Origin of the sequence: Paenibacillus sp. 598K (assembly GCF_003851045.1) — a bacterium.
Lineage (GTDB): Bacteria > Bacillota > Bacilli > Paenibacillales > Paenibacillaceae > Paenibacillus_D.
On sequence record NZ_BFBX01000106.1, the window covers coordinates 1 to 239 of the forward strand.

Below are 239 nucleotides of genomic sequence, written 5' to 3' on the forward strand. Positions count from 1 at the left end.
CGGGCCACCTTGATCTTCGCCCGATGCCAGTTGCTGCCGCCTCGCATGCGGCGCGACATCCGCCGTTGCCACTTCGCCAACTGCTGTTCATAGCGGCGTGTATGTCTCGGATTGGCAACGACTTCGTCATCAGAGGTCACCGCCAGGTGCTTCAGACCCACATCGATTCCGATCGTCTGCTCACGAACCGGTAACGGCTGGATCTCCACCTCGCAGACAAGCGAGACAAACCATTTGCC

Annotated in this window: 1 protein-coding gene; it reads right to left on the minus strand. The window is 59.8% G+C overall.

Annotation, left to right across the window (positions count from 1 at the left end; all coding sequences use genetic code 11):
- Positions 1-239 (minus strand): transposase (locus PA598K_RS26795; protein WP_148091999.1); only part of this gene is annotated, 239 nt, incomplete at both ends.